Here is a 23,900-nt window from a genome sequence, read left to right as displayed (position 1 = left end):
TAAAGGAAGCAAACATGGCCTCAGGTATCAATCGACGCGACTTTATCAAGCTGGGTACGTTTGCGGGCATCACGGTTATGTTCGGCCGCTTGCCTGCGCTTCAGGCGCGTGAAGTTCATTCAGGAGCGCAAACATCTGAATGGATGGCGCCAGATGGCAGTGTGAAATATCGATGGGATGCGATACGAAAAGTCACCGGAGAAAAGGTGTTCGCCCGGGACTTCCGCTCCAAAAACTTGCCGGGCTGGCCTGAAAAACAAGCGCATGGTTTTTTCCTCAAAGCAACCGACGTCGAACATGCATTTGACGATATTGACCTGTCAATGCTTGGGCCGGACTTGCAGCCAGATCGGGTTTTAAAGCATGCCGATTTAGAAAAGGACGGGGTCCGTGTCCCGGAACTGGCCGATTTAGGCATTGGGTTTTACGGTCAAAACTTTCTGCTGCCGGCGGGTGACACGGCCCCCCTTTACGGGCACCCCGTGGCCTTGTTGATCTTCCATGACTTTGACCGCTTTGAAGCGGCCAAGCGGCGTTTGCGATTTGAAACCACTGCCGTCAAATATGGCAAGCAGACGGGATTGATCCAGCCTCCCAATTATGGTGCAGCGCGTTATGTGAGAATCGGTGGTGAGACGCCATCTGACCCTCCGGCTTTTTCACCTATCCAGGATGCTGTTATTTGGGGGAATTTTGACGGTGATACGCCGACCTGGCCTAAGGCAGATCCGGACGGAATCTTTGTTCCACGTTCAGTGTTGTTGCCTCATCGCGGCGGTGGAGGTGTTCGCGATCCATTAAAAGTCGCTCAGGAGACCGATGCACCGATGCGCCGAGGTATGGCCGCTGCGGGGATTATTGAGGCCGATATTGAAGCAGCACGTAACAATCCTGCAAAACTTGTCCTGCAACGCCAAGGTTTTTCGCAGTCCATTGACCCCAGTGCCATGGAGCCTGACAACGGTAATGCTTGGTACGATGCATCGACACGTACCTTGCATGTACTGATTGCGGCGCAGTCGCCCTATGAAGTGGCGCGGGTAGCCGCGTTCATGGTCAAAGATAACAAGCACTTTCCCGTTGAGAAGATTGAGCTGGTGTCTGGCACGACCGTTGGATATGGCTCCAAAGATCACTCCATATTCCCCTTCTACACGATCGCAGCTTGTTTCTATGGCGATGGCCTACCCGTGCGCCTGGCAAATGACCGCTACGAACAGTTCCAGTTGGGTATGAAGCGCCACAGTATTGAGATGGATCTAACGCTGGTGGCTGATCGCAAAACAGGGAAGTTCGAGGTGCTCAAAGCGTTCTATAACTGTAATGGTGGTGGTCGCGCCAATTTCTCTTTCTCTGTGGCGCAAGTTGCTGCCACCGCAGCTCAGTCCATCTATTACTTCCCCACGTCCGATCTGGCCACTGCTGCGATAGCAACCCCCGCTGTCGAAGCGGGCTCGATGCGCGGCTACGGCACTCTCCAGGCCATGTCTATCACCGAGTTACTGATTGACGAAGTGGCTGCGCAGTTGGGAATGGACGCCATTGAATTGCGTAAAAGGAATGCATTACGTGCGGGCGATCCAAACACTCAGGGCGCGGTCCAATTGGGTGACCCACGTAACGTGGAAATGCTTGACCTCGCCTCGCGTCATCCACTGTGGCTAAACCGCGAGCAGGAAAAAGTTAAATACGAGGCAGCCAATCCCGGGCGTCGCTATGGCGTGGGCTTTGCTCAAGTTCAGAAAGACTATGGAACAGGCGCAGATACCACGGCACTGTTATTAGAGTTCGATGCCGCAGGCAAGATCACAATGCGCCACTGTGTACAAGAAATTGGCACCGGTGCTACGACGGCGCAGCAAGTCATGGTGCAGCGCTTATTGGGCAAGGCACCTGATATCGCAATTTTTGGCGAAACCCACTTTGCTCAGTTACCGCTCAAGAGTAATTTCGAACCGTTCTCCATTACACAGGAACAACAGGACGAACTTGAACGCGACCCTTTCTGGGTGCCCGCTATTTTGCCAGCGATGAGTGCTTCAAACAGTGTCTACTTCATCGGATTTGGCACACGCCAGGCGGCTCAATTTCTGCTTGAAAATACTGTTTGGCCTGCCGCTCAGGCCATTTGGAGCAGTGGCCCCGCAGGTGGTCAACTGGCGAGTGGCTATATGACCGCCAAAGACCTGAGGGCGGTGCCTGGCGGCATAGGCGGCGGTGGTATGGCGCCAATAGCATTCGAAACAATCGCCCGTAAAGCGCATGACATGGGGCTTGTCACAGGTGTCGCCCTGCACTGCTTCAGCCGTTGGCAATGGGCCCGTGCGGATTTCGATATTCCTGGACTTGGGGTTAAGAATTTACCCGCAGATGCGATTGCAGTGCGCTATGGAGAGGCCGCTCCTGAGTCGCTGAAAGCAAGAATGTCCACCGGCGGCTATGACTTTATCAAGCGTAGTAACGTTCAGTTTCCGTCTGCACAGCGCAACAACGCGGGGGTCACCACCTATACCCCCGCAGCCTGTCTGGTTGAACTGAATGTCAACACCTTCACCGGGCACGTTGAGATTATGAAACATCACAGCTTGCTCGATCCCGGCAATGTCATTGTGCCTGCTCTGGTGTCAGGCCAGCAGCAGGGCGGTATCGCCATGGGCATTGGCCACGCGCTGATGGAGGAGCTCCCTTTGTACGGTGATGGCCCGGGGAACGGCACCTGGAACTTCAACCGCTACACGTTGCCACGAGCCAAAGATGTCGCCGTGTGGACGCAAACGGCAACCTATCTTGATCCTCTTACTGAAACATCCCCACCCAAAGGGTTGGCCGAGGTGGTGATGATCCCGGTTGTAGCGGCGACAGGGAATGCCATTACTCATGCCATTGGTACGCGCTTCTATCAGCTTCCAGTGACAGCCAACAAAATTAAAAAGGCGTTGATGCGATGAGTATTGAGAAACGCTCACTGACTCTGACCATAAACGGTCAGAAAGTAGGTCCGGTAGACACGCCTGTGGGCATGCCCATGATCGATTTTTTGCATGATTATCTTGATCTCACAGGCACACGTTTTGGGTGCGGGCAAGGTATTTGCCATGCGTGCACCGTCATGGAAATACAACCAGACGGCGTCCCCATAGAAACGCGTACGTGCATCTTTGACGCTCATTTTTTTAATGGCAAAACGCTGATTACCATTGAGGGCCAGGCCAAGCGGGATGCGCAGGGCGAGGTGAGCGCCCTGACCCCGATACAGCAGGCATTTATCGAACACTTTTCATTTCAGTGCGGTTATTGCACCCCGGGGTTCGTGACGGCAGCAACCGTGTTTGTCGAATCGTTAAAGCGCCAACCTGTAAAACGTGCCGACTTACAAAGTCGAATCGAAACAGCGCTCAATGACCATATCTGTCGCTGTACCGGGTATGTCCGTTACTACCAGGCTGTTCAGGACGTCGCGCTAAAGACGCCTGGCTGTGTGATCGACTAAGGAGCAGGCGATGAAACGTACTCGTTTACGCAATGGCTTGGTGGGTTTCCTTGTTGTAGCGGTTGTGCTGGCTCTAGCCGTATTACTGGGTCTGTTTCGCCCCTCCACTGTTGCACCTGGTGTGCAGGAGCCGCTAACGGATGCGCAGACCCGGGAGTTGCTCCCGCGTGGCCGTGAGTTGGCCTTGGCAGGCAATTGCATGGGCTGCCATTCGCTGCCTCAGGGGCCGGGAGGTGCTGGCGGTGTACCTATTGATACACCCTTTGGAACCCTCTATTCGTCCAACATAACCCCGGACAAGACCTACGGTATCGGCAAGTACACCCGTGAAGATTTTCATCGTGTGCTGCGTGACGGCATCGCGCCAGGCAACAGAAATCTGTATCCGGGCATGCCGTTCGTTTTCACCCATATCACGCGCCCCGAAGACATTGATGCTTTGTATGCCTACATCATGAGCCTGCCGTCGGTTGCTGAGCCCAATGTTGCTAATACCGGAGTATTCAGGCTGCCAGTGCGGCCATTCATGAATTTTTGGGCACTGATCAACTTTCCAGACCGTCAACCACCTGCACGGGAAGGAGCATCGGAACAATGGTTGCGCGGCGCCTATTTAGTGGAAGGGTTGGGGCATTGTGGTGCCTGCCATACGCCGCGCAACGTGACTATGGGTGTTTCTTTCGCACGCTCTTTAGAGGGCGGCGACGTCGTCGATGGCCTAGTGGTCCCTGATATCACTGCCAACACGCTGGCAAAGCGGGGCTTCAGCACTGCCTCATTGAGCGAGTATCTACGCTCCGGCATCTCTGCCCAAGGCACAGCCTTTGGCAGCATGTATACGGTGACGCACTTCTCTACCAGTGCGATGCAAGCGACTGATGTGGAGGCTATCGCCTCATACCTGATGACAGGCAAGGATGGTCAGTTGCTTACGCCCGCAAAAGGACCTGAGCCACTGCCTTCTGCCAGTGATACAGCGTTGCAGCGTGGCCGACTCAGTTACATGTCCGCGTGTGCCGGTTGTCACGGTACCGAGGGGGAAGGCATTCCAAATGTTGCGCCGCCAATGAATGGCAATATTGCTGTGATCATGGCCAGCCCGGTTAATCTGCTGACCGTTATCTTGCAGGGTGTTCCCACGCAAACGTTCACCGGTAACCAACGTATGTACGCCATGCCGGGATTCGCGGATCGAATGAGTGCTGAAGAAGTTGCGGGGTTAGCCTCGTGGATGCGTGCTCAATGGGGAGGCCAAGGCAAGATAATTACAGCAGAGCAAGTCGAGGCAATCGCGCCGGTCAAAAAAACCAAAACAGACTAAAGTCAAACATCACTCAAACTGGCGCCTGTCAATAATGGCGGGCGCATGACGTTAACTAATGAGCACAGGGAGTGTGACATGTTGAACCTATTCGCCGAGCGCCCCGTAAACGACAGAAGAATGACGTTAGCGCTTTTCGCCGGGGTCGTGGCCGGCATCATCTCTGCGCTTGTGAAGTCGGGCTTTGAGACATTGATTCCACCTCGAACCCTCAGTACAACGCCGCCGCCCGTGGTCCTTCTGGAGAAGTTGGGCGTTAACGTGGATGCCCTGACTTATGACTGGATGGGCTACAGCATCAACTGGGGGGGAAACGGCGTCCATATTCTTTTCTCCATCACCATTGCAATCATTTATTGCCTCGCGGTTGAACGCTTTCCCAGAGCCAACCTTCTGCACGGCATTGTGTTTGGAATCGGCGTTTCAGTGTTGGCCCATGGGCTCGTCGTGCCGCTAATGGGGCTTTCCGGCTGGTTGTGGATTGCAGGCCCGCAGGCGTTGATTTCCGAGTTTGTGGGAACGGCATTCTGGATCTGGACCATTGAAGCTGTGCGGCGTGACCTGCGCTCCCGCGCATCATTAAATCGCTTCTGAATTCCGGGCCGCGAATACCATGCTATCGTCATGGCTTTAAATCGGGCTTCGAGCAGCATGGGCTGGCTCGAGGACCTCAGGGCGTATAAAGAGGAAAAACATGAGAAGTAAAATCAAGAAGCATCATGTAATCGTGGTGTGTTTAGTGGTATTTGCGGTATTCAGCTTCTTAATGACTAACTGGGATCAATCGTTGTAATACCCAGCCGTTTAAAGGCAACGCCTGCGCTTCGCCTCTTCTTTGCAGCGCCTAAAGATCGAAACAAAACAAAAGGGTGAACGCCATGCGTTCACCCTTTTTTGCTGCCCCACTCCCCACTCACATCATGCGCGCATGTTGATCCCACAAGATCCAGATAGTCCCCAGTACGATCAGTAGCAGTATCAATGAGGTAAACAGGATGAGCATCAGATCATCGCGATGGGACTTGCCCAAATCGATGTGCAAGAAGAAACGCAGGTGCACCACCACTTGCACCAGCGCTAACACCCCCAGTACAGCGAGAGCCTGAGTGCCGCTCACCATTTTCAGCCAGACCAGGCCGAACGCGATCAGGGTCAGCACCAGCGCTAGGCAGAGGCCAATACAATAATTGCGTTGTTCATGGCGCGACTCGGCCGGTGGGGCACTGTTCGATACGGTTTTTAGATTCATGCGGCGACTCCGAACAGGTAGACGAAGGTGAAGATCCCCACCCAGACGATATCAAGCATGTGCCAAAACAGCGCCAGGCGCAGAAGGCGCAGTTTGACGAGGGGGTTGGGCCCAAGTGTCATCACTTGGACCGCCAGGACGATCATCCACAAAATGCCTGCCGATACGTGGACGGCATGGGTGCCGGTCAGCAGGTAGTAAGCGGACAGGAAGCCGCTGGTTTGCGGCCACGCGTCGTTGTTCACGATCATCACGTAATAATCGTGAAGTTCGAAAGCCACGAACGCCGCACCGAGCAATGCCGTGACGCCAAGCCAGGCAAGCAGCCGCAGACGGCTGGTGCTGTACTTCATGGCCAATATGGCGAAGCCGAACGTGAAGCTCGACAACAACAGCAAGAGCGTTTCAATAAAAGCTGAACCGAGGTCAAAGACCTCGGAGGGGGTCGGACCTTGAGCAATACCTTGTGTGCTCATGGCCGCATACGTGGCAAAGAGCGCGGCGAACAGCACCAGGTCGCTCATCAAGAAAATCCAGAAACCGAAGATGACTTCTGACGCTTTCTCATGGCTCTTGCGGTCAGTCACATCCAAGTTCACGCCTGGATGCAGAGGTTGAGGCGCATTCATATTGCTGACTCCAGCACGTCATCAGGTCGTTTCTGGCCTGGCTGTCCAAGCCTGTCGGGGGCCGCCTTACCTCGGTTTTGCGGGCTCATTTCCAGGTCGCGCGTCACCCCGGGAGTGGCACGTGCGGCGGCCAAAAAGGCTTCGTGTTCGGCCTCTATTCGGCTGGCCGGAATGATTTCGTTGGTCTGCGCGACAAACGATCGGGCGATCACCACCCCCCAGACCACGATGAACGACACCACGACGAGCCACCAGATATGCCAGACCAGGGCAAACGACAAGGTAAAGGTAAAGATGCCGATTAACGGCGCGACCATGGAATTGCAAGGCATTTCAATGTCGCTGTAGGCCGCGGGTGAGCGATAGGCTTGGCCGTTTTTCTTGGCCTCGGTAAAGGCATCCCGGCCGTCCACCTGTGGCACCACGGCGAAGTTCCAGGCCGGCGGTGGCGAGGGAATCGACCACTCCAGCGAACGCCCGTCCCAAGGATCGCCCAGCGGTACGGCGAGCTGGCGGCGCTGACGGATCGACACGCCAATCTGTACCAGCAAGAACACAGTGCCCACCAACAGCAGCACCGCGCCCAGCATCGCTAAGGCCAACCAAGGGTAAAACGCGGGGTCTGCCCACATCACGGTGCGCCGTGGCGCGCCATTCATACCGAGCCAGTAGAGCGGGAAAAACGCCAACAAAAAGCCCGGTGCCAACGACCAGAACGCAGCCTTGCCCCAGCCTTCGTGCAAACGGAACCCAAAGGCTTTGGGGAACCAGTACTGAACGGCGGCAAACATGCCAAACAGCACGCCCGGAATGATCATGTTGTGAAAATGCGCGATCAAAAACAGGGAGTTGTGCACCTGGAAGTCGACAGTGGGGTTGGCCAGCAGGATGCCGGTCATGCCGCCCAATACAAAGGTCAACAGGAAGTTGATATGGAACAGCATGGGCGTGGTGATGCGGATTCGGCCCCGGAACATGGTCAGAATCCAGTCGTACACCTTAACCCCGGTCGGTATGCCAATGATCATCGTGGCAATACCGAAAATGGCGTTAACGTTGGCGCTTTGCCCCATGGTGAAAAAGTGGTGCAGCCATACCCCGAACGAAAGCACCGCGATGCACATCGTCGCGTACACGAGTGAGGTGTAGCCGTAGATTCGTTTGCCGACAAACGTCGACACCACTTCAGACCACACGCCCAGTGCTGGCAGCAACAGGATGTAGACCTCCGGGTGCCCGAACAGCCAGAACAGGTTGGCAAAGTTCATCATGTTCCCACCGTCACCGTTGGTGAAGAAGTGGAAACCGGCGTAGCGGTCCAGGGCCAGCATGATCGTGGCGACGGTGAGCGGCGCCATGGCGAAGATCATCAAAATCGAGGTACAGAGTGTGGTCCAGCAAAACAGCGGCATGCGGAACATGTCCATGCCCGGGCAACGCTTTTTATAGAGTGTTACCGCGAAGTTTAGCCCGGTCAGGGTCGAGCCGATCGAGGCCAAGGTGACTGACCATATCCAGTAGTCCACGCCCTCTCCCGGGCTGAACTCGATGCCGGTAAATGGCGGATAGCCGCTCCAGCCGCCGGTTGAGAACTCCCCCACCACCAGCGACACCATGATCAGACCCGCGCCAGCCGCCGTCAGCATCAGGGATATGGCGTTGAGCAGCGGGAAGCTGACATCCCGCGCACCGATCTGCAAAGGCATCACGTAGTTCATGAGCCCGGTGATGAACGGCATCGCAACGAAGAAAATCATGATGGTGCCGTGGGTCGTGAACAACTGGCCAAAGTGGTCAGCTGACAAGTAGCCCGCACTGTCGTAAGCGGCCAGTTGTTGCGAGCGCATCACACCGGCTTCGATCAGAGCTCTCAAGAACATGACGAGGGCGATCACGATGTACATGATGCCGATTTTTTTGTGATCGACACTGGTCAGCCAGTCGCGCCAGAGCGGCCCCCACCAGCGCATCACGGTTAGCAGAACCACAACGGCGACGGCCCCCAGCACCACAATACTGCCCGCGCCGAACGCCACGAACTCGCTGGCGGAAGGGTGCTTGATGGCGCCGGTAAAGACCAGCGAGTCCCAGCCAAGTTGTCCGAAAATAGTCTCCCAACTCACTGTTCTGCCCCTTTTGGATTGTTCTGTGGGTGATGGTGCTCACGTATTTGTGAGACCTCGGCGGGGGTGCTGTCAGCGTGGGCATGCCCAGCAGTGAACCTGGCAAGTACGCGGTTAAACAAACCGGCGTCGACCGTGCCGTAATAACGCGGAACATGCTCGATGCTGGGCTTGAGCAGTGCCTCATACGTGGCCAGATCCAAGGTCTGAGTGTTTTTTTGCGTGTGTATAACCCAATTGTCGAACTGCGACTTAGGCATCACTGCCGTGCGGAAGGACTGGGTGGCGAAACCATCACCGTTGTACTGGGTGTTTCGCCCTAGGTACTCACCCTCCTGGTCGGCCAGCAGGTTCAGTTGCGTGGTCATGCCAGCCATGGTGTAAATCTGCCCGGCCAATTGCGGGATCATGAAGGACTGCATGACGGTGCCGCTGGTGAGCTTCAGCCGGATAGGACGGTCTTGTTCAAGGGCCAGGTAATCCAGCGTTGCGATGCCCTGTTGCGGGTAGATAAACAGAAACTTCCAGTCCAGCGAGACCACTTCAATGTCCAGCGGATCATTGCCCAGCGGTCGGTAAGGGTCGTACTTGTGTGTGTGCGCCCACAGCGCCGAACTGAGGATAATGATCAGCACAATCGGGACGCCCCACAAAACGGCTTCGTTGCCCCAGTTGAAATCCCAGTCTGGCCGGTATGCGCCGCGACCGCCGCGGCGATAACGCCAAAGCACCCATGGAACAAGAATGAAAATGGGCACGACCACAATCAGCATCAGCGAAATAATGGTCTGGAAATGCTCGAATTGCGCGGCCGCGACCGGGCCGGCCGCATCGATAAAGCCAGCTGAATACACCTGCGTTTCGGCAGGTAAAGCGGCTTGTGCCAGGGTTGGCAACGAAAGGGCCGAAACAACCAGGGCCCACGTGATGATTCCTTTCACGCTGTAATCTCCTTAGGTCTTACTACTTGATCAGCACTTCTATGAGCGTTGCCTTGGAGCAAGGCATGCGCCGAGGTGGCGCCAGTCCATGCCACCGTCAGGAGGCTACTTCGTGACGGCCTTGGCACCGTTCTCGCAAAACTCGAAGGTTAACGGGTGTTTGTTGTCAGGCCATACGCAGCCGGGGCAATCGAAGCCGTCGAGCTGGTTGGATCTCAGGAGGGTGGTAACGGCGTGCACATTGCCCAGTTGCGCGCGAATGGCACTGGCTATTGCCTTTAAAGCGCCCCACCCACCGACGGGTGCGATGAAATCGCGAATACCATCAACGTTCACTTCAGGCATGTTCACTCCTTGAACAAGTTGGAACCCTTTGTCCTTAGGCAGGACACCACGACTGATGCAAAGCGTAGCCAACAAACTCACTCAGGTTAGTGGTCTTTTTTATAGGGGTATTAGCGTTTCGATTGAACATAGATAAGCGCTATTGATCTGTCAAGAATGATACCGCAGAGCTCGGGGCCGTTGTGAGCCAAGGCGTTCCCCCATCACTCACCTCGCTGGGGCTTATCAAAATATTAGTACCCGACACTCATTCAGTCACACAGTAGGTACTGAATCGCTTTCTAACGACTCAGTACTGACTCCGAATAAATTTACGGGTTAGCTATTTGATTTAACCGTCCCAATTCGAGAGTTGATGGGGATATTGCTACTGCCATGCCCTGGGACTTGTTGATGCGTATCGAATTCAATATCAACGTCAGGACCAAAGAACAAACAATGCGTAGACCCACCAAAATGAAACATGCCTAACTGGTCTCCCTTTTTAACATGCTGCCCTTCAAAAACCGTGATGTCACACGTAGACACTTCAGCCATTCCGATGGCCATGAAACACATCAAGCCAATATCCTTGTTATCTGCCTCGATAAAAACAAGACCCCGCGTGGCTATTTCCGCAATATACGCTTGTGACAAATCAGGACCAGACGCATCCACGCTGACACTCAAGGTCTCCGAGTAGTAAGTTCCTTCAATCAGTCGTGTTTTCACAACCCGGCCAGAAACGGGTGCATGCCACCGGTGATAACTCAACGCACTCAGAAATGCCTGATAAACAGTACCTCCAACAAACTTTGAAACTAACGGATCATTATCCATCATAAATTGCAATGCATAAGGTTGGGCTTTTATCCAGAACTCATCCCGCAATTTAACATTGCGGGAGATACGATAAGGCGCTGATTCACAGGCATTAATCACAACCGCATCGTTCTCAGGCTCTGCGACTGGACGGGCACCTTCGCGCAAATTACGAGTGAAAAAATCATCCCAGGATTTATAGCCATAATTAGGGAGATCTGGCTCACACTGAAATTCACTAGCAAAATTCGGCATGAGCGCCATTGCATCAGATCCGAACCAGCCCGATCTAGGATCGTTATTTAATACATGGGCACTATCAGGAGAGCGCAAAAAACGACCCCATTCATTGAGTACGTCTTTCAAGTGCATATTTACTTTATCATCCAAAAACCCTGCCCAGCCCTGCTTAGTTGCCATTGACCAATCAAATATTGCATTAAAAGGACACCCCACCAAACCACTTTTGTTAAATTCAGGCGCGTGAGTCATGATCACATTCATCAATTGAAGCATGTGCTTATAGTCACGAACTTGAGGTAGCCCAGCAGGTGAAATATCCCTCTTTTTAGATACCTGATCAAACATTTGATTGAAAAACATATACGCCTTTGGGTCCGTCTCAATGAAATTCTTGAAACGCTCTACTGCTGGCAACAGTGGACCCTCATTACTTTCAGCCTTGGACATTATCAACCTAAGCCAATCAGAGAGCGTCTTCTGATCAGACGGCATCCACTTCCCAATCATGAATGTTGTATCGCTAGGTTTCAATTGAGTCGTCATAAAGAACCTCAGTTTCTGTAAACGTTTAAATGCCAAAGGGCAACCGGGAATAAAAATTACTTCTGCACAACCTTTTCGGTTGTAGACGTCGCATTTATATTCAACTGGCTTGACATATAACGACCAAATATAATCCAGCCAGCAAACGTCACTAATGAACCATACACAAGGGCTTCACTGCCTGAACTGTACATGGCGTACAGGGTGTAGGCATTCGCCAGAAAACACACAACACCAACAAGCACCAATTTACTGTGCTTTATTTTTCCAGCTTTATAATCATCAGACGACTTCATGATCGTCGAGCAAGCCGACATACAAAGAATATAGGGCACCAAATCAATAACCACAGAGAAGTCAACAATGACATTGAACTCGCGATTAAAGCTTGGCGTGATTGACATCAGCAGGAAGGCTGACTGAATCAAACAAATGATAACAAGGCCCATTACCGGTGCGCCTCGCTTGGTGACACGCCCAAAAATCTTGTAGAAATACCCAACATCCGCACAAGATTTAAACACCTGACCCGTCGTGAACTGCCATGTCAGCAACGAACCCAAACAAGCAATGCACATAATAATTTCGATAAATTTACCGACACCGTCGCCAAACATATGGGCGTACACAAGCCCGAAAGGTGCTGACGAAATGGCTAATGTTTCATAAGGAATGATCCCACCAATGACTGCCGTAGACATAATGTAGACAATAGCCGTAAACAACGTCCCCCCTAAAACAGCAATAGGCACGGACTTTTCAGGATTCTCTACAGCATCTGAGTTGGCGCTGGCTGATTCGAGCCCCAAAAATGCCCACATGGTAAGTGCAAGTGCTTGGGGCAAAGCATCAAAAAAACCGAGTTGATGAGGGTTCCATCCCGCGACGTAGATATCCGATTTAAACCAATACCAACCAATGAATATAATCCCGATAACGGGAATAATGACGCCCCACACTGTCACCGTACCAATTTTTCCGGTTATCTTAGAACTCCAAAAATTAGGCAACGTCGTCAACCAGATGAAGAACATTGTCATTAATGCCGTTGTGATACCCCCGATCTCAATATCGACAACTTTACAAAAATAACCCACGGCTGAGATGGCAACCCCCACGTTAGCAATGACGATAGCAACGGCATAGGTGTAGTTCGCCAACATATTTCCTGACTTTCCAAAAGCATACTGAGAGTACCCACCCATCCCCCCAATGTTTTTACTGTAACGACCACACTTTGCAAATCCATAGGCAAGGGCCATTGCGCCCATGGACGTTAAGACCCATGAGATGATGGTGATATTCCCCACGCCCGCTAGCTGGGCGGGGAGCATAATAATCCCTGACCCCATCATATTAACGACTGTAATGATCGTTAATTGCAGCGTTCCCATTTTATGTTTCGGAGGACTTTCCATAGCAACCCCTATTCCAAGTAATCAAACACGCTAATTTAAATCAAGCACCCACACCGTCAAATCAAATTCAAGGGCGAATGAACTCCGCATCGATGAACTGCCGCGCAGCAATACAGAGATTTCAATACACTGACTACGCGACAGCCTATTCGTGATGAGTTAATGCTCGAACATTGTCTTTAAGCGGCTTCAGTTCTAACGGCAATTATTGCTATTTATCGCCCGTTGCACAGAACGTATGTTTGCCATCCGAGGTCATAAGAACACCGTACATTTCTGGCCGCCTGTCACGAAATAGCCCCCACCAACTACGCTGTGTTTCTATTGCGTCAAGATCAAATGTATGGACTAGTACACAATCCGACGTTTTATCGGCCTGAGCAACCAGTGTGCCGGTTTGGTCTGAAATAAAAGAGCTCCCATAGAACGTCATGTTTAACTCTTTTACGTACTTACCCTCTTCAACACCTACGCGGTTGGACGCAATGACAGGAACCATATTCGCACCTGCAGCGCCACATTGAACATTGGTCCAATGAACCTGACTGTCATAACTCTGTGCCCCCTCGCCCGGCTCACTGCCAATCGCTGTTGGGTGAAAAATAAGCTCTGCGCCCATGAGTGCCAATGAGCGCTGCGTCTCTGGAAACCATTGATCCCAACAAATACCCACACCAATCTTGCAGAAACGGGTATCCCAGACTTTGAACCCCGTGTCGCCCGGTGTGAAATATTGCTTTTCTTGATAGCCAATGTCATTAGGAATATGTGTTTTGCGATAGAAATCAAGAACACTGCCATCGGCATCAATGACAACCAGCGTATTGAAAAAAGCATTATTAGCTTTTTCAAAAAAAGACAAAGGTAGAACGACGCCCAGTGATTTAGCCAACGACTGAAAATGCTTAATCAGCGGACTGTCATCAATAGACTGCGCAAGCTCAAGATGCCTCATATCCTGTTCGATACAAAAATACGGCGCCATAAATAGCTCTTGAAGCAATATGATATTGGCGCCTTTAGCGTGCGCTTCTCTGACTAACTTTTCAGCTCGAGATATATTCCCCTCTATATCCCAAGTGCAGTGCATTTGCGTTGCTCCGACAGTTACTTTCCGTGCCATAGTGAAATCCCTTTGTTGGTTAACTTCTCAAAACAAGACGTTGGCAAACACAAAATCCCAGCGTAGACCAAATTTTTAAACTGGAATTATTTGCATAAAATAGAATTTTAAGTCGACCAAAAACCACGACCGGGTCACAACATGAATTAAAATACATTCACGTGCGCGAGCGTAACGCATTGTTTTATATAGTTAAAACTCAACAGATATCCATACGGCCACTGTTTTCTTTGCTAAAACGGATTTATTGACCCTCCTTTTATTCTTTTTAGCTATGTATTTACTGTAATCAATTTCGAATAATTTTATAAAATTGAATTCAAGCACATTATTTTTATAACCATCTAACCTTTATCATTTTCACTAACGGCACATAGTAATGCAGCCCGTGGCTCACCTGGCGATAGTCCAGGTTCCACTTGAGATAATCCAGCAAAGCGCATGGACGTGTGGTTCAGAGTCTTATCTAGAACGGCTGCTTCTTTTCACCCGGCACTCATTACAGCCATTAGTACCATCCATCAGCCGGAATCAGCGCCCTGTGGCCTGGGAACGGATCCTTGTAGAACTTACCCTTCGCAACCGTCTAACGCGTGCACTGATGGGCTGTACAAGCTTGGGCGGGGCTCTACGCGCGCCTCGATGACATATACCCAAGTCCTTTGGGCATACTGACGACAAAACAGCTTGTTCGCGCTCATAGCAGCCCACTAAGGTCTGATTCCTTCACGCTAATGGCTTTTAAGGCAAGCTGGCCGCTTTTAAGACCTATGTGTCAAATTTTCAGCAAAAAAAAGCCCCGATCCAAAGATCAGGGCTTTTTTATCGGTCTATTTTTCTAAACCGAACCTCTTAAACACTTGATTTATGAGGGTTTTAAATAATGGCGGAGAGATAGGGATTCGAACCCTAGGTACTGTCGCCAGTACAACGGATTTCGAATCCGTCCCATTCGGCCACTCTGGCATCTCTCCAACGGCGCGCATCATAACAACGCTTTCTGATTCAGGCAAAGCCTTTTTTCAAAAAAAACGCGTGCTATCAGTTGCTTGCGCGCGTTTGCAGCTTAAAGCGGGACGCCGAGGCGGTTTGCAACTTCTTCGTAAGCTTCGATGACGTCGCCTAGACCTTGGCGGAAGCGGTCTTTGTCCATTTTCTTGCCGGTGGCTTTATCCCACAGACGGCAGCCGTCCGGGCTGAACTCGTCGCCCAACACGATGCTACCGTCGTGGAATACGCCGAACTCAAGTTTGAAGTCGACCAGTAACAAGCCCGCGTCGTCGAACAGTTTGTTCAGTACGTCGTTGACCTTGAGCGACAGTTCTTTCATACGAACCAGTTGCTCGGCCGTGCCCCAACCGAACGCCACAACGTGGGATTCGTTGATGAACGGGTCACCCTTGGCGTCGTCTTTCAGGAACAGTTCAAAGGTGTAAGGGTTGAGCTTCATGCCCTCTTCTACACCCAGGCGCTTGACCAGGCTGCCTGCGGCGTAGTTACGCACGACGCATTCAACCGGGATCATGTCGAGTTTTTTAACCAGACATTCGTTGTCGCCCAGCAGTTTGTCGAATTGAGTCGGCACGCCGGCTTCTTCAAGTTTCTGCATGATGAAGGCGTTGAACTTGTTGTTCACCATGCCTTTGCGATCGAGCTGCTCGATGCGCTTACCATCGAACGCCGAGGTGTCGTTGCGAAACAACAGGATCAAGCGGTTTTCGTCGTCGGTCTTGTACACCGATTTCGCTTTACCGCGATAGAGTTCTTCACGTTTTTCCATGATGGGCTCCGAATGCTAAGTAGGTGGGCTAGGCGATTGTGCGCCAGTCGAGCCCTGAATCTTGATCCGCCATTTGCAGCCAGTCCGGGTCGCACCCGAGGGTGTCGACGAAACATTGACGGGCCAACTGCGGCAGGTTGTTCTTGCTGCTGAGGTGGGCCAGTACCAGGTGTTGCAGGTCTTTCCAGCCCAACTCGGCCACCAGGTTTGCGGCCTGATGGTTGTTCAAATGTCCTTCCTGACCACCCACTCGCTGCTTGAGAAAGTAGGGGTAGTGACCACGAGCCAGCAGGTCGCGACAGTGGTTGGCCTCAATCATCAGCGCATCCAGGTCGCGATAACGGTGCAGCACTCCCGCGCAATAAGAGCCCAGATCGGTCAGCAAGCCAAAGCGCCGCTGCCCATCGCTGAACACATACTGAGTGGGTTCTTGGGCATCATGCGCAACACGGGTCACGCTGATACTCAAGGCGCCGATCTGCAACGTTTCACCGTCTGCCACAAAACCGGCCGGCTCCAGTGGTTTGCGCATCCCGCGCTGTGTGCCACGACTCATATACACCGGCAAATTGTAGCGCCGAGACAGCGAACCCACGCCATGCACGTGATCGGCATGTTCGTGGGTTACTAGAATCGCGCTTAATTGGTGCGGGCTGATGCCTAACCGAACCAAGCGGCGCTCGGTTTCTCGCAATGAGAAACCGCAATCGACCAATACATAGGTGCTGTCGCTGCTTACCAGCGTGCCATTCCCTTGGCTACCACTGCCGAGAACGGCAAAACGCATAAAGTTAGCCCAGGTTGTCTTGAATCTCGCCCAACACTTTGCGCGCCACTTCTGGCGGTGCAACTTTGTTGATGTTTTCTTCGACAGTCACTTGCACGCTGTCGCCAACCTTGCTCAGGCGAACCTGATAACGCTGGGCACGGGCTTCAACTTGTTCCTTGTCCGGTTTGCCGCCAAAGAGGCCGGAGAAGAAACCAGGTTTCTCGTCCTTCTTCTCGGCTTTTTCCGCCAGGTTGATGTAGTACAGGCCCAAGGTCCGGTTGATGTCTTCAACGCGCCATTCGCCTTGTTCAAGCGCACGACCGACGCTGGACCAAGCACGGTCGAGGTCTTCGGTAAGGCTTAGTACCGGGTTGCCGCTGCCGTCTTCGTTCAGGCTGACACGTGCAGGGGTATCGAAATCACGCGCTGCCAGCAATGACACCGAACCGCCTTTCTCGGCGCTACGGCTCATGCTGATGAGCATTTCATCAACCAGTCCAGCATCCAGACCGGTGTTAACCGAGTTCTGGGTGAAATCGACATTACCCGTGCTACCGGCTGGGCGGTTGGCACTCACCACGTAGATTTCACTGGTGTTGCGTTGCACGCCCGGCTCGATGCGAACCCGTAGGCGCGTTTCGCTGTCTTGCGGCAGGCCGCTGCTCGTCACGTGACGGGCCATCGGTGCTGAGAGTTCGCCTGCCTGCTGCCAGGCAGTGGTGAACTCACCTGTTTGCGGGCGCTGCTCGTCAATGCGAAAGCCGTTGTCTTGAAAGAATTGCATCGCTACCGGCCAGACTTCAGACGGTACGTGCTGCGCAATCACCCAACGGCTGTCGCCGGTTTTTTGCAGGGTGTAGTCGCTGGCACTGGCAATCGCAGCCAATGGCTGCGGACGTGGCACAACAAACTCGCCTTTGGCGGTGTCATCAGCCACGTTGCTTGGAATAGGTAGCAGCGGCACAAGGCGTTTGTCAGTCTGAACACCTTCCGGCAACTTCATCGGCGCGGTTTGTTGCGCCTCTAGATAGTCGCTGCCACGGTCCCGAAAATACCCATCAGGACCCCACAGCCAACCGCAGCCGCTGGTGCTCGAAATAATCACGGCTAGTGCCGAAAGTCCGGCCAATCGCTTCATGCGTAATGCTTCCTCAATTAAACCAGGACGCCGGACTGGCGCATGGCCTGCCGCAGCGGTTCGTGACAGGCTTCGCTGAGCCAGGTGAGCGGCAGACGGATACCGTCCGGCATCAAGCCCATCTCATGCAGCGCCCATTTCACGGGGATTGGGTTGGATTCGATAAACAGGGTTTTATTGAGCGGCATCAGCTTTTCATGAATTGCCCGAGCAGTAGCAGCATCACCACGCATCGCAGCAGCACACAAGTCGCTCATGTCACGCGGGGCAACGTTGGCGGTGACCGAGATGTTGCCTTTGCCGCCGAGCAAGATCAGCTCAACCGCTGTGGCGTCATCGCCGGAGTACACCAAGAAGTCGCTGCTCACGCCGGCCAGAATCGCCGGTACACGGCTCAGGTCGCCAGTGGCTTCCTTGATACCGATGATGTTTTTCACCGTCGACAAACGCACAACCGTCTCTGGCAGCATGTCGCAGGCCGTGCGGCCCGGTACGTTGTAGAGGATCTGTGGGATGTCGACCGCTTCAGCGATGGCCTTGAAGTGCTGATACAAGCCTTCTTGAGTCGGCTTGTTGTAATACGGCGTGACCAGCAGGCAGGCATCTGCACCAGCGGCCTTCGCATTTGAGGTCAGTTCGATCGCTTCACGCGTCGAGTTGGCGCCTGTACCGGCAATTACCGGAATACGCCCCGCCACCTGTTTGACAACGTGACGAATCACTTCGATGTGTTCGTTCACATCCAGAGTTGCTGATTCACCTGTAGTGCCAACGGCAACAATGGCGTTGGTGCCCTCTTGCAGGTGAAAGTCCACCAGTTTGCTCAGAGCGTCCCAATCAAGACGACCTTGTGCATCCATAGGTGTGACCAGTGCCACCATACTGCCCGCAATCATGCAACCGCTCCTGCCGGAAAAAGAGAGCCGTAATGGTACTGGCGCCATGACCCTTGCACAAGCAACAGCGAGCCTCATGAGCATTCCCCTTCGCGTTGCTTTTCGCTACCCTTCACCCTTTGATTGGTACCGATGTGTGCGAACGTCTGTTTTACAGGCCAATATGTAAGCATTGCGCGCCCTGCCCCTACACCGCCGAACACGATTTGCACTTTTAGCAAAACGCCTGTGGCGGCGTGCTGGCGGGCCTATCGTGCTTGCTAGACGCCTGATTACGCTCCGCGCTTCATCGAACGTACTGACCGCTCATCGTTTTAGGAAGGCTGCATGTCCACCCCCACAGTCCGCGAACAATTCCTTGTCATCAGTGCCCTTGGCGCCAACCCAATGGAGCTGACTAACGTCCTGTGCCGCGCCAGCCATGAAAATCGCTGCGCTGTTGTGACCTCTCGTCTGACTCGCCACGGCGAATGCAGCGCGCTGGTCCTGGAAATCACTGGCAGTTGGGACGCCTTGGCCCGCCTCGAAGCCGGTCTGCCCGCCCTCGCCAAAAAGCACGCCTTTAGCGTTAATGTGGTGCGCAGTGCCGCACTCGAAACCCGCCCACAGGCGCTGCCCTACGTGGCTTATGTGAGTTCTGCCTACCGCTCGGACATCATCAACGAACTGTGCCAGTTCTTCATGGACCACAATGTTGAACTCGAAAACCTGACCTGCGACACGTATCAGGCACCGCAAACTGGCGGCACCATGCTCAATGCCACGTTCACCGTTACCCTGCCGGCTGGCGTGCAAATCAGTTGGTTGCGCGATCAATTCCTGGATTTCGCCGACGCACTGAACCTCGACGCGCTAATTGAACCATGGCGCCCACAGAACCCGATGTAAGGGAGCACTACTCATGGCCGTTGCAATTGACCAACCCGTAAGCGACTTCAACATCCCAGCCACTGGCGAGCAAACCGTCAGTTTGTCGGGGCTCAAAGGCAAACACGTGGTGATTTACTTCTATCCCAAAGACAGCACCCCGGGATGCACCACCGAAGGCCAGGGCTTTCGTGACCACTACGCTGATTTCCAAGCGGCCAATACCGAAGTGTTTGGTGTGTCACGCGACAGCCTTAAATCCCATGAGAATTTCAAAGCCAAGCAGGCATTTCCGTTTGAGTTGCTGAGCGACAAGGACGAAGCCCTGTGCCAGCTGTTTGATGTGATCAAGCTGAAAAAGCTCTATGGCAAGGAATACCTTGGCGTGGATCGCAGCACCTTCCTGATCGACAAGGACGGTGTGCTGCGCCACGAATGGCGCGGCGTGAAAGTGCCGGGCCATGTTGAAGCAGTGCTGGAGCAGGCTAAGCAACTGAACAAGGCCTGACTCCCTGTAGGAGCAACCGACTGTAGACCGGCTGCTCCTACACGATCAAATCGTTTTACTGACGCACCAACCGCACGTTCTTAAATTCAACCGCTTCGGTACTGCGGTACGGGTTGATGTCCAGCCCGCCGCGGCGCACGTAGCGCGCATACACGGTCAATTTCTCGGGTTTGAGCAAGCGCTGCAAATCGAGAAAAATCCGCTCGACACATTGCTCATGAAAGTCCGAGTGCTGGCGAAAGCTCACCAGATACGCCAACAAACTGGCGTGATCCAGGGCCGCACCACGGTACTCGACCACGACCGTGCCCCAGTCAGGCTGACTGGTCACCGGGCAGTTAGATTTGAGTAAATGGCTGTGCAGGCTTTCTTCAACGACGAGCGAGTCATCACACTTCAGCAGTTCCGGGCGCGGTTGCTCGTAATCGCTGACGGTAATGTCCAGATCATCAATACACACACCTGGCAGAACGCCCACACCATCGGCCTGAACGTCGTTCAAGTTGCGCACGCGAACGCTCACAGGTTTGCCAGAGGCAACTGACAAGTCCAACTGCAACGTGGCTTCTAGGCTTGCTTTGTCAGCAAAAACGGTCTGATTGAGCGAATTCAGGTACAGCTTGAAGGACTTGGATTCGACGATATTCGGCGAGTCGGCCGCAAAGCAAAACTCACCAATGGCGACCACTGGTTTGCCCGATGGCAACAACCACGAAAGTTCGAAGCAATTCCAGAAGTCGACCCCAACGTAAGGTAGCGTTTCGGCGCTCAGCCCAAGCTCTGCCCATTTCGCCGCACGCGGGATCGGGAACAGCAAAGACGGGGTATAGGTGCTGATGTATTCACTGGACTTGCCCAGCGGCGAATGTTCGGCTGCGGGATGCATGACAAAAACCTGGCTATAAAAACCCGGCAATTCTACAGGCTTTCAGGCCCCGCAGACGATCAGGCCGATTTAAGGCGCAACTTTCACCTGCCCAACCATACCCGCCTGGTAATGCCCCGGCACGTTGCAGGCAAATTCCAGGTTGTCGGCCTTGGTGAAGGCCCAGGTCAGCTCAGCGGTTTTACCCGGCTCAACCAGCACACTGTTAGGGTCGTCGTGCTTCATGCCCGGCATGCCCATGGCGCCGTGCCCCATCGCTGAATGGTCCATACCCGCGTGATTCATACCGGTCGGCGTCAACATCCCGCTCTGCTGCATCTCTAGCATTTCCTTTTGATGCTCGGCGTGCATGGCCGCATGCCCCAGATTGAACTCGTGCAGCAGTTGGCCTTTATTCACCAGTACAAAACGTACGGTCTCGCCCGCTTTCACGTCCAGCGACTTGCGGTTGAATGCGATGTCGGTCATGTCGACCTCAACCGTGCGCGTTGCGCTCCCAGCCGGCGCAGGCTGACCAAAATCAAAAGGCTCCCCCGGCGAAGCCATGACCGGCAAGCTCAGCGCCAGCAAACAACCTGCGAGAGACAAACGCTTAGGTACCGTCATACTTACCTCCAAAGCTTAAAGTCAGTCTTTCAACTACCTTAAGGCCTCGTGACTGGCATTGAACTGACTGCAAGATTACAACTTTGTCAGCTTGACCCCACAGACGAAAGCCCAATGTATAAGGCTGAGGTTATTTTTGTAATGAGCCCTCCATGAAACTGCTGATTGTCGAAGACCAGACCAAGACCGGCCAGTACCTGCGCCAAGGCTTAAGCGAAGCCGGCTTTAGCACTGAACTGGCCGCCGATGGGATTACTGGGCAGCATCTGGCACTGACCGGCGATTACTCGCTGTTGATACTTGACGTGATGCTACCCGGCCGCGATGGCTGGCAAATCCTGCAAGCGGTGCGCAGCGCGGGACTGGACATGCCGGTGTTGTTTTTGACCGCACGCGATGCAGTGGAAGACCGCGTACACGGCCTTGAGCTGGGTGCCGACGATTATCTGGTCAAACCGTTCGCCTTTTCAGAACTGCTGGCACGCGTGCGTAGCCTGTTGCGCCGAGGCAGCAGCACCACACAAGAAACCAGCCTGCAACTGGCCGATTTGCGTCTGGACCTGATTCGCCGCCGCGTTGAACGCAATGGCCAGCGTATCGACCTCACCGCCAAAGAATTCTCCCTGCTGGAATTACTGCTGCGCCGCCAGGGCGAAGTGCTGCCCAAGTCATTGATCGCTTCGCAAGTCTGGGACATGAATTTTGACAGTGACACCAACGTGATCGAAGTGGCGATTCGCCGCCTGCGTCTGAAAATTGATGACAATCACGAGTACAAGCTGATTCACACCGTGCGCGGCATGGGCTACGTGCTAGAAGAGCGCGACCACTGATGCGCCGACTGTCACTGAGTACCCGCCTGGCGCTGCTGTTTGCAGGCTGCACCGCGGTTGTTTCATTGTTTGCCGGGGTGCTGTTCGGACGGGCCAGCGAAGTGCACTTTGTGGAACTCGATCAACAACTGATGGAAAGTCGTCTCGCGGTCTTGCGCGGCACATTGCACGGCGCTAATACCCTTGAAACCTTCAATCAGCGCCTACCGACACTGCTGCAAGACCTCAGCCACCAGCCCGATCTCGCGGTGCGGGTTCGTGGGCCGAACGGACACCTGTGGTTTGACAGTTCGACGCGCTTGCCGCAGGCGTTGCCTACGCAGCCAGGGCTTGGCAGCCTGCAAATCGACGGCACCCAATACCGGGTACTCAACCCAGGGCCTGACAGCCCGGACACACCGCAACTCACCTTGCTGCTCGACATCACTCACCATCAACACTTCCTGCAACGCATGCAGCGGTTGATTTGGATGACGGTGGGCCTCTCAGCGCTGGCCACCGCAATTCTCGGCGCGTGGGCGGCCCGAAGCGGCTTGCGCCCATTGCGCCGCATGAGCGCCATTGCAGCGAGTGTTTCGGCAGACTCGCTCAACGCCCGCTTGCCCCACACGCAGATGCCAGCCGAACTGGCGGAACTGGCCACTGCGTTTAACGCCATGCTCGAACGGCTGGACGACTCATTTCAGCGACTGTCGGCGTTCTCCGCCGATATTGCACACGAACTGCGCACGCCGCTCTCGAACGTGCTGACCCACACCCAAGTCACCCTGACCCGGCCACGGGACATCGAAGCCTACAAAGAAGCGCTGCACAGCAACCTCGAGGAACTGCAATGGATGGCGCAACTGGTCAACGACATGCTTTACTTGGCCAAAGCCGACCATGGCTTGCTCACACCCCGGCGCGAGCCGTTGGACGTGGCGCGTGAGCTGGAATCACTGCTGGAGTTTTATGCGCTATCCGCCGAAGACTCGCAAATTACACTGAGCTGCGAAGGCAATGCCCATATCGCCGGTGACCGCAGCATGCTGCGTCGCGCCCTCTCCAACCTGCTGGATAACGCACTGCGTTACACCCCTGCTGGCGGCGCGATAAAGGTAATGATCAGAGAAACCGCAGCCTGGGTACGGATCAGCCTGACAAACACCGGTGCCGGGATTGCTCCTGAGTTGTTGCCACGCTTGTTCGACCGGTTTTATCGAGCAGATTCGGCACGCAGTGAAGGCAGTAGCGTGCATGCGGGATTAGGGCTGGCCATCACCCAATCGATCATTCGCGCCCATGGCGGGCAGATCAGGTGCGAGTCGCAGGAAGGCATGACGCGATTTGTGATTGAGTTGCCGGAAAAACCGCCCTCACTGTAGAAACCGGTACATCCTTTACACATCTGA

The 23,900-nt window shown here is 53.8% G+C and carries 22 protein-coding genes and 1 tRNA gene; 8 read left to right on the top strand and 15 right to left on the bottom strand.

Features of this window, described 5'->3' with window-relative positions:
• Positions 1-14: 14 nt before the first annotated feature.
• The 4 genes from B347_RS0115860 (at position 15) to B347_RS0115845 (ending at position 5,405) form a co-directional block, all read left to right on the top strand.
• Entirely contained in the window at positions 15-2,948 is a 2,934-nt protein-coding gene (locus B347_RS0115860) for a xanthine dehydrogenase family protein molybdopterin-binding subunit (RefSeq protein WP_019410672.1), read from the top strand.
• A 2-nt stretch (positions 2,949-2,950) separates the two neighbouring features.
• On the top strand, positions 2,951-3,490 hold the full coding sequence (locus B347_RS0115855) for a (2Fe-2S)-binding protein (protein WP_237719140.1): 540 nt from the start codon (positions 2,951-2,953) through the stop codon (positions 3,488-3,490).
• Positions 3,491-3,500: 10 nt separating this feature from the next.
• On the top strand, positions 3,501-4,811 hold the full coding sequence (locus B347_RS0115850) for a cytochrome c (RefSeq protein ID WP_019410670.1): 1,311 nt from the start codon (positions 3,501-3,503) through the stop codon (positions 4,809-4,811).
• 78 nt (positions 4,812-4,889) lie between these two features.
• A complete protein-coding gene (locus tag B347_RS0115845; RefSeq protein ID WP_026014232.1) occupies positions 4,890-5,405 on the top strand; it encodes a YagU family protein in 516 nt (171 codons plus the stop codon).
• A 319-nt stretch (positions 5,406-5,724) separates the two neighbouring features.
• On the opposite strand, the gene cyoD is transcribed toward B347_RS0115845, so the two are convergent.
• The 13 genes from cyoD to dapA all read right to left on the bottom strand — a co-directional run bounded on the left by cyoD (position 5,725) and on the right by dapA (position 18,809).
• Positions 5,725-6,060: a cytochrome o ubiquinol oxidase subunit IV gene (gene cyoD, locus B347_RS0115840; RefSeq protein WP_019410668.1), complete on the bottom strand. Its 336-nt coding sequence runs from the start codon at positions 6,058-6,060 to the stop codon at positions 5,725-5,727.
• Positions 6,057-6,689, bottom strand: coding sequence for a cytochrome c oxidase subunit 3 (locus B347_RS0115835; protein WP_019410667.1), 633 nt, complete (start codon positions 6,687-6,689; stop codon positions 6,057-6,059). Before B347_RS0115835 ends, cyoD begins: the two co-directional genes overlap by 4 nt.
• A complete protein-coding gene (locus B347_RS25100; protein WP_423812787.1) occupies positions 6,686-8,797 on the bottom strand; it encodes a cbb3-type cytochrome c oxidase subunit I in 2,112 nt (703 codons plus the stop codon). The genes B347_RS0115835 and B347_RS25100 overlap by 4 nt, the downstream gene beginning before the upstream one ends.
• 11 nt (positions 8,798-8,808) lie before the next feature.
• Positions 8,809-9,753: a COX aromatic rich motif-containing protein gene (locus B347_RS25095; RefSeq protein ID WP_019410665.1), complete on the bottom strand. Its 945-nt coding sequence runs from the start codon at positions 9,751-9,753 to the stop codon at positions 8,809-8,811.
• Positions 9,754-9,858: 105 nt separating this feature from the next.
• The gene (locus tag B347_RS0115820) at positions 9,859-10,098 is read right to left on the bottom strand and encodes a hypothetical protein (protein ID WP_019410664.1); all 240 of its coding nucleotides are present in this window, start codon (positions 10,096-10,098) and stop codon (positions 9,859-9,861) included.
• 318 nt (positions 10,099-10,416) lie between these two features.
• Positions 10,417-11,685: a phosphatidylserine decarboxylase family protein gene (locus B347_RS0115815; RefSeq protein ID WP_019410663.1), complete on the bottom strand. Its 1,269-nt coding sequence runs from the start codon at positions 11,683-11,685 to the stop codon at positions 10,417-10,419.
• A gap of 56 nt (positions 11,686-11,741) precedes the next feature.
• The gene (potE, locus tag B347_RS25090; protein ID WP_050997509.1) at positions 11,742-13,103 is read right to left on the bottom strand and encodes a putrescine-ornithine antiporter; all 1,362 of its coding nucleotides are present in this window, start codon (positions 13,101-13,103) and stop codon (positions 11,742-11,744) included.
• A 211-nt stretch (positions 13,104-13,314) separates the two neighbouring features.
• Positions 13,315-14,226, bottom strand: coding sequence for an N-carbamoylputrescine amidase (gene aguB / locus B347_RS0115805; protein ID WP_033387856.1), 912 nt, complete (start codon positions 14,224-14,226; stop codon positions 13,315-13,317).
• Between the two features lie 884 nt (positions 14,227-15,110).
• Positions 15,111-15,200, bottom strand: a tRNA-Ser gene (locus tag B347_RS0115800).
• A gap of 92 nt (positions 15,201-15,292) precedes the next feature.
• A complete protein-coding gene (gene purC, locus B347_RS0115795; protein WP_019410660.1) occupies positions 15,293-16,006 on the bottom strand; it encodes a phosphoribosylaminoimidazolesuccinocarboxamide synthase in 714 nt (237 codons plus the stop codon).
• Positions 16,007-16,034: 28 nt separating this feature from the next.
• Positions 16,035-16,793: an MBL fold metallo-hydrolase gene (locus tag B347_RS0115790; RefSeq protein WP_019410659.1), complete on the bottom strand. Its 759-nt coding sequence runs from the start codon at positions 16,791-16,793 to the stop codon at positions 16,035-16,037.
• Positions 16,794-16,797: 4 nt separating this feature from the next.
• On the bottom strand, positions 16,798-17,913 hold the full coding sequence (gene bamC / locus B347_RS0115785) for an outer membrane protein assembly factor BamC (protein ID WP_019410658.1): 1,116 nt from the start codon (positions 17,911-17,913) through the stop codon (positions 16,798-16,800).
• 17 nt (positions 17,914-17,930) lie between these two features.
• On the bottom strand, positions 17,931-18,809 hold the full coding sequence (gene dapA / locus B347_RS0115780) for a 4-hydroxy-tetrahydrodipicolinate synthase (protein WP_019410657.1): 879 nt from the start codon (positions 18,807-18,809) through the stop codon (positions 17,931-17,933).
• 327 nt (positions 18,810-19,136) lie between these two features.
• On the opposite strand from dapA, the gene B347_RS0115775 reads away from it, so the two are divergent.
• On the top strand, positions 19,137-19,697 hold the full coding sequence (locus tag B347_RS0115775; protein WP_019410656.1) for a glycine cleavage system protein R: 561 nt from the start codon (positions 19,137-19,139) through the stop codon (positions 19,695-19,697).
• A 13-nt stretch (positions 19,698-19,710) separates the two neighbouring features.
• A complete protein-coding gene (locus tag B347_RS0115770) occupies positions 19,711-20,184 on the top strand; it encodes a peroxiredoxin (protein WP_019410655.1) in 474 nt (157 codons plus the stop codon).
• Between the two features lie 55 nt (positions 20,185-20,239).
• On the opposite strand, the gene queF is transcribed toward B347_RS0115770, so the two are convergent.
• Both queF and B347_RS0115760 read right to left on the bottom strand, forming a co-directional pair.
• Entirely contained in the window at positions 20,240-21,070 is an 831-nt protein-coding gene (queF, locus tag B347_RS0115765; RefSeq protein WP_019410654.1) for an NADPH-dependent 7-cyano-7-deazaguanine reductase QueF, read from the bottom strand.
• Positions 21,071-21,139: 69 nt separating this feature from the next.
• Positions 21,140-21,676: a cupredoxin domain-containing protein gene (locus tag B347_RS0115760; protein ID WP_019410653.1), complete on the bottom strand. Its 537-nt coding sequence runs from the start codon at positions 21,674-21,676 to the stop codon at positions 21,140-21,142.
• Between the two features lie 152 nt (positions 21,677-21,828).
• Here B347_RS0115760 and B347_RS0115755 point away from each other — a divergent pair, with 152 nt between their 5' ends.
• Together B347_RS0115755 and B347_RS0115750 are read left to right on the top strand one after the other, a co-directional pair.
• Positions 21,829-22,509: a heavy metal response regulator transcription factor gene (locus B347_RS0115755; protein WP_019410652.1), complete on the top strand. Its 681-nt coding sequence runs from the start codon at positions 21,829-21,831 to the stop codon at positions 22,507-22,509.
• Positions 22,509-23,873 (top strand): heavy metal sensor histidine kinase, encoded by a 1,365-nt coding sequence (locus B347_RS0115750; RefSeq protein ID WP_019410651.1) that lies wholly within the window; start codon positions 22,509-22,511, stop codon positions 23,871-23,873. Before B347_RS0115755 ends, B347_RS0115750 begins: the two co-directional genes overlap by 1 nt.
• Positions 23,874-23,900: the final 27 nt, after the last annotated feature.

The sequence above is a fragment of the Pseudomonas psychrophila HA-4 genome (genome assembly GCF_000282975.1).
GTDB classification, from domain to species: Bacteria; Pseudomonadota; Gammaproteobacteria; order Pseudomonadales; family Pseudomonadaceae; genus Aquipseudomonas; species Aquipseudomonas psychrophila_A.
The sequence above is the reverse complement of the archived record's forward strand: the minus strand, read 5'-3'. Positions and strand labels throughout refer to the sequence as shown.